At 40.2% G+C, this 6392-nt stretch carries 7 protein-coding genes; 2 read left to right on the top strand and 5 right to left on the bottom strand.

All coding sequences use genetic code 11. The annotated features are described in order from the left end of the window. Positions 1-1778 (top strand): ATP-binding protein (locus tag AAF462_09125; protein ID MEM7009279.1); only part of this gene is annotated, 1778 nt, incomplete at its 5' end. Between the two features lie 11 nt (positions 1779-1789). Here AAF462_09125 and AAF462_09120 read toward each other — a convergent pair. The 4 genes from AAF462_09120 to AAF462_09105 all read right to left on the bottom strand — a co-directional run bounded on the left by AAF462_09120 (position 1790) and on the right by AAF462_09105 (position 4274). Further along, positions 1790-2536, bottom strand: coding sequence for a gamma-glutamyl-gamma-aminobutyrate hydrolase family protein (locus tag AAF462_09120; protein ID MEM7009278.1), 747 nt, complete (start codon positions 2534-2536; stop codon positions 1790-1792). A 137-nt stretch (positions 2537-2673) separates the two neighbouring features. Beyond that, a complete protein-coding gene (locus tag AAF462_09115; GenBank protein MEM7009277.1) occupies positions 2674-3132 on the bottom strand; it encodes an adenylyltransferase/cytidyltransferase family protein in 459 nt (152 codons plus the stop codon). A gap of 128 nt (positions 3133-3260) precedes the next feature. Next, a complete protein-coding gene (aat, locus tag AAF462_09110) occupies positions 3261-3947 on the bottom strand; it encodes a leucyl/phenylalanyl-tRNA--protein transferase (protein MEM7009276.1) in 687 nt (228 codons plus the stop codon). A gap of 48 nt (positions 3948-3995) precedes the next feature. Then, positions 3996-4274: a SelT/SelW/SelH family protein gene (locus tag AAF462_09105; protein ID MEM7009275.1), complete on the bottom strand. Its 279-nt coding sequence runs from the start codon at positions 4272-4274 to the stop codon at positions 3996-3998. Positions 4275-4425: 151 nt separating this feature from the next. Here AAF462_09105 and mscL point away from each other — a divergent pair, with 151 nt between their 5' ends. Further along, positions 4426-4854, top strand: a complete 429-nt coding sequence (gene mscL, locus AAF462_09100; GenBank protein MEM7009274.1) for a large-conductance mechanosensitive channel protein MscL — start codon at positions 4426-4428, stop codon at positions 4852-4854. A 23-nt stretch (positions 4855-4877) separates the two neighbouring features. On the opposite strand, the gene AAF462_09095 is transcribed toward mscL, so the two are convergent. Beyond that, positions 4878-6392 (bottom strand): AsmA-like C-terminal domain-containing protein (locus AAF462_09095; protein ID MEM7009273.1); only part of this gene is annotated, 1515 nt, incomplete at its 5' end.

The raw sequence follows: 6392 nt of genomic DNA, 5'->3' as shown, positions 1-6392 counted from the left end.
GAAAGCTAGAGAGAGAGGCTACTGAAAAAGTAAAGGAGCTTGAAAAAAAGGTAGCTCTTTTTTCAGTACGTGATCTAATAGATATAATCAGAGAGAAATATAAAGGATTCCCTGATGTAATTGATTATTTTGATCAGCTTCAAAAGCATATATTAGAGAATATAGATCATTTCCTGCCTGCAAAAGGTGCACCTACAGGATCTCCTATTGCAGCGCCTATGCCCTATAGAATGCCCCAGCAAGAGCCCTCGTTTACTGAATATAAAGTGAATGTGTTTATAGACAACTCCAATACCAATGGCGCCCCGGTTATATCAGAAACTCATCCGACATATTCCAACTTGTTCGGCAGCATCGAAAAAGAGGCCCGGTTTGGAGCTTTGGTTACAGACTTTACAATGATAAGAGCGGGCTCAATCGCAAAAGCAAGCGGAGGCTATATCGTATTAGATGCGCTTGATCTGTTTAAGTATCCCTTTGTTTGGGACTCTCTTAAAAAGGCGCTAGAAAATGAAGAGCTAAGAATTGAAGACGTCTACGAGCAGTATGGTTTCTCAAGCACTGTAGGCATACGCCCTGAGCCTGTGAAGTTAGATATAAAAGTTATTATTGCAGGAAGCTCACAGCTCTATCAGATGCTCTACGCATATGACGAAGATTTTAGAAAACTTTTTAAAGCCAAAGCTGATTTTGACTACATAGTAGATAGGGATGACGAAGTTCTCTCACAGTATGCATGTTTTATAAAGTCAGTATGTGACCGTGAAGGGCTTAACAGATTTGACAGAGGCGGAGTTGAAACTGTTATTGAATATTCCTCTAGAATTGCAGGAGACCAGAACAAGCTCTCAGTGCAGCTTGGGTCTATAAGCAAAATCCTAACAGAGGCCAGTTATTGGGCAAAAGTTGATAATAACAGTAAAGCCATAAAAAGAGCTCATGTTGAGCGCGCTATTGATGAGAAAATATATAGATCGAGCATGGTTGAGGACAAGATCCAAGAGATGATCGCCAAGGGAAGTATTATGGTGGATACTCAAGGTCTTGTGGTTGGACAAATAAATGGTCTTGCAGTCTATAACATGGGGGACTATGCGTTTGGAAAGCCCTCTCGAATTACGTGCGAGACTTACATGGGCACTGAAGGACTTATCAACATCGATCGAAGGGCAAAATTAAGCGGAAATATTCATGACAAAGGCGTACTTATTTTAAGCGGTTATATCGGAACACAGTATGCACAAAACAAACCCCTTAGTTTGTCTGCAAGCATCGGGTTTGAGCAGAGCTATGAAATGGTTGACGGTGACAGCGCGTCAACCGCTGAGCTTGTAGTTTTGTTGTCAAGCCTCTCGGATATTCCAATTAAGCAAAGCTTTGCTATAACAGGTTCTGTTAACCAAAAAGGTCAGATACAACCTATTGGAGGCGTTAACGAGAAAGTAGAGGGATTTTATCAAGTTTGCAAAGCAAAAGGATTTACTGGTGAGCAGGGAGTTATAATTCCTCATCAAAATGTTAAGAACCTTATGCTGAACAGAGAAGTGGTCAGCGCTATTAAAAAGAAAGAGTTTCATATATACCCAGTTGAAACTGTCGATCAGGCTGTTGAGCTATTAACCGGAAAAGAGGCTGGAAAAAGGGGAAGTACAGGCAAATTCAAAACCGGCACTGTGAATTACCTGGTTGATAAGAAGCTAAGAGAGTTTGCTGAAGACTATAGAAAGTTCGGAAGGCAAACCAATAATAACAATAAAAAAACTAACGGTTCTAATTAACAGACTTAAGCTTATCTTGAAGGCAGTGTCTTTCGTTTTTTATTGTATCCAAATAGCTCTAGGAAATTCCCAAATACAGAGTTACTAAGATCATTCAGACGCGAAATATGATCCGGGGTCTGCGTTTTTATCTCTTCAGGATCAATCTTGCCACCCAATTCCTCAATCTCTTTTTTATTTTCTGGCACCCTGAGCCATCGCTCGATCATGGGTTTGTCTACCTCTAGGTGAAACTGAAAACCATAAACATTATCGCCGTATCTAAAAGCCTGGTTTTTACAAAGCGGCGATGAGGCTAATAGCTCCGCTCCGCTTGGAAGATCAAACGTGTCCCCGTGCCACTGAAATATCTTCTCAGTGCCTGAAAAATTTGATATAAGAGCATCATCTCTACCATCGGTTGTTGGAGTGACATCATACCAGCCGATCTCTTTCTCAGGATTTTTATTTACTTTAGCCCCCAGAGCTTTAGCTAATAGCTGAGAACCTAAGCAAACCCCTAGAACTGGCATTTCTTTGTCAACCGCCTGCTGTATAAGTTTTACTTCAGTTGCCAAGTTAGGATAATCATCTACCTCGTCAACATTCATTGGACCGCCAAGCACTATAAGCCCGTCATACCCAGTGAGGCTGGGCTCTGCATCGGGGTGGCGCTCAAAATTTACATATTTGATTCTAAAACCGGCATCCCTTAAAAGTGGATCTAAGGTTCCTAAAATCTCGTGAGCAACATGTTGAAATACAAGCAGTCTTGGCATTGCAAATAGTTTCCTATTTAAATGTTTTGGTATAAAGAAAAAATATTGTACCTAGTATTTATAACTTAAAGAATAACAAATAATAAAGAAGGTTATAGAGACGGTATATTCGCCGTCTCTATTTATTTCAGAACTGATTACTCGCCTTTAAGATATTTTACAACATCTTCCTGAATAGACTCGTCAACAAGCTCTCTCCACTCATCGTTCCCCTCGCCTATTGAAGCTCTAATCTTTGTAGCAGAAACCCATCCGATGTTCTCTGGTGGGAAGAACTCATTCATTTCATATCCAACTCCTCTTCCCCAGTTTACGGACTCAATATCTGGAATTATCATTACTACTACATCATCGCCTTTGCTTTCATGATATTTTCTTATCATGTCAACTGTCTGCTCTGTTGTAAATGGGTTTTTCTCATCAGGAGGAATATCTCTTACCATAATAAGACATGGCACACCTTTATCTAATTTCTGCTTTACAAGGCTAACGTGGCCTATGTGATATGGCTGATATCTGCCGATAAAAATAGCTCTCTTTGTGCTCTCGGGCTTAATATCAGGATGTCCATGATTTGTAACTGTCCATTCGCTCATTTAAATTCTCCTCTATATATAATTTTAAAATTGAAAAATGGATATTGCAGGGTTTTGTACATCAGAATAAATACATCCAACCGTTAAACATCCAACTAAAATAAAGCCCTGATTATACCAGCATGTAGCTATTTTTCAATTGACTGCTCATGGTTCCAAGACCCGACCCGGCTTTCAGACATCATTGCTTTATCCAGCATTTTAAGAAAATCTTCTCTCTTTAGTTCTTTACCGCCCATTGCCTTCATATGGCTGTTTGGAACCTGTGAGTCTATAAATTGAAAATTCCATGACTTAAGAGCTTCTACAAGAAAATATAGCGCGACTTTAGATGCATTACTCATGTCAAAAAACATCGATTCTCCAAAAAAAGCCCCTCCCAATGAGACGCCGTATAAACCCCCGACAAGTTCTCCATCATGATAAGTCTCAACACTATGTGCATAGCCTTTGGTATGGAGCTCAAGATAGGCATTTATCATATCGTCTGTGATCCAGGTCCCGTCCTGCCCTCTCCTCTCTGACTTAGAGCATCGGGCAATAACTTGTTCAAAATCAGCATCAATCCTGATTTCAAATTGGCCCGATCTTATTATTTTTTTTAATTTGGTGGAAACATATAGGTCATCTAGAAAAATAACCAGTCTTGGATCTGGAGAGAACCACAAAATAGGGTCCCCCTCAGAGAACCACGGGAAAATACCACTACGGTATGCTAAGAGAAGTCTCTCAGAGCTAAGGTCTCCTCCCACCGCCAAAAGACCGTTTGGCTCAGCTTCCCTTGGGTCGGGAAAAACGATTCTTTTATCAAGCATATAAACTGGCATCACTCTAATCTAAACACTTTCGTAAACAAATTGAGATTACCTCTCTGTGTGACCTAACGATTTATCAGGAGCAATCTGGTCACGGACAAGTATTTTAAGCTCCTTTATATCCGGGAATCTGCCGTTTTCCTTTAACGACCAGATAAGATCCTTGTTCACTCTAATCTCAAATATCCCACCTGAACCAGGAATAAGGGATAACTCTGATAGCTCCTCACTAAAAGTGGTCAAAAGCTCCTGCGCCATCCAGGATGAGCGCGTTAGCCAATTGCACTTTTTGCAGTAAATAATCTCAAGCTTGTTAGAAGTAATCAACTTAACCCCTCAATTAATGACTAACGATTATTTTATCAGCAAGATTTTATACAGTCTAATTCATACACTTGTTCTAAAATCATATTGAATTAATTAATCCCGTATGAGATAATCAAAATCAATTTAAAAACCAATCTTGCAGGAGACTATGATGCTTAAAGAGTTTAGAGAATTTGCTATGCGCGGAAATGTGGTTGATATGGCAGTTGGTATTATAATTGGAGCGGCTTTTGGAACAATAGTAAAATCTTTAGTTAGCGATGTTATTATGCCGCCAGTGGGCTTGGCTTTGGGGGACGTTGATTTCTCAAACTTATTCTCAGTACTAAAAGAAGGCACACCACCAGGTCCATACGCAGCCCTAGCAGAAGCTACAGAAGCAGGAGCCGTGACAATAAACTACGGTCTGTTCATAAACACAATCATAAGCTTTCTAATAGTAGCCTTTGCAGTTTTTCTATTGATTAGAAGCATTAATAATATGAAGAGAAAAGAAGAGGAAGCTCCTGAAGCTCCACCAGAGCCTACCAAAGAAGAGGTTCTATTAACTGAGATCAGAGACATCTTGAAACATAGATAGCAAAATGCAGCTCAATGTTTTGACTATTCGTCAGTTGATTCTCCAGCTACCTCAGCAGGGTCGGTTTCAGTGGTTTCTTTTTTCTTACCCGAGTTCAAAGGTTTAACCAGAGTTACCGGTATGTTTAGGGTTTGTTTGATAATACCTAGAAGACCGGCCCCAATGGTATGAGGAGAGAGCTCCTCTATCGTAGGATCTGAGATATCACCAGTAACACGTATAGGTATAGAAACTACATCTTTTCCTAAAAGCATGCTGATGATAGGTATTTTTTCTATAACCGAGTCGACCGCAAGGACTGGAATTACAATCACTTTTAAATCAACTTGGTTATTGATAAGATCAACACTGCCGTCACAGACTACTTTTAATGATGGGCCGTCCATAGCGGCTTCTCTAATTATTAATTTCCCTTCTTCGATATTTGCACTGGCTTTTATAAATTCATATGGGAATCCGCCGTCTTCATAGTCTATGTTGTTTCCTCTAAACATCTCCCCAAAATTAAGCGCGGAGAGGAAGCGGGCCAGCCCACCGTACTTACTTACCCTTCCCTCACTTGAAGTCATCTCAAGCTCACCCTCAATTGCCATCAAAACATCTTCAATATCGCTGTTGGAGTTTAAAGTTCCTCCAAAATCAAAGTCACCTGTTATTATTCCAGCTTTATCAAACAGACACTTAATTGCTTCTGCTAAATTCGCCTCTTCAGAAAATGGCTCAAATTGCAGTTTTAATGTAGGGCTTGCTACCTCTAGCACACCAGGTGTTGATATTCCGCATAGATTTGCCTGATTAACGTTTACATCTATCTGGTTTTCTAAGAACGCAACTTCTGCTTTTACGGTATCCCAGTTGTAACCTTTAAACTCAAAATGATCAGACTTTATGTTTACTTTTCCGTTCAGAGCGGTCTTGCTCTTTTTTTCTTCTGATACCCCAGGCGCCGCAGGTGGCAACTCATTTGCTGGCTGTTGGGTAGGAGCCTTAGGCTCTGAATCCGCCCAGTTCATTGACCCTGCAACTATATTTATATTTAGGTCTAGCTCCTTGGTCACAGGTGTACCATTAGGAGTTAATTGTGTTACCACAACCTGGCTATTAACCGCAGGTTTTTTCTTAAGCACAATATTTGACTCTGCAATCTCCACAGGGCTGTTAAAATTCAGCTGAGTTGGAACGTTGAAATAATCTGAGAACACCTTTGCTTCCTCTGCTAGCATATTGCCGTAAAAATCCATCTGGAGTTTAAGCCAATCTGTAAGATAGTTTGTGAGAACTGCACCCACAGTCATTTTACTATCTTTAATATCAACTGTTGTTTCTGTAATCGCCAGTTCCTGAGTTGTGGTTTTAATCTGCGCCTCAGAAATTGTCATATCAGTATCAAGCCCCTGTAAGCCTAATTCTACTGTGTTTATGTTTCCCTCTGCACCTATTTCCCATTTTTCTGAATCATTGACAGGTCCTTTAAAGTTTAAAAAGGAAAAAAAGGCTGAGCCTTTGATAGATTCAATGTGCCTAAGATCGTCCTTGAG

The organism is Thermodesulfobacteriota bacterium (assembly GCA_039028315.1).
Taxonomy (GTDB): Bacteria; Desulfobacterota_D; UBA1144; order Nemesobacterales; family UBA2774; genus CR02bin9.
The sequence above is the reverse complement of the archived record's forward strand: the minus strand, read 5'-3'. Positions and strand labels throughout refer to the sequence as shown.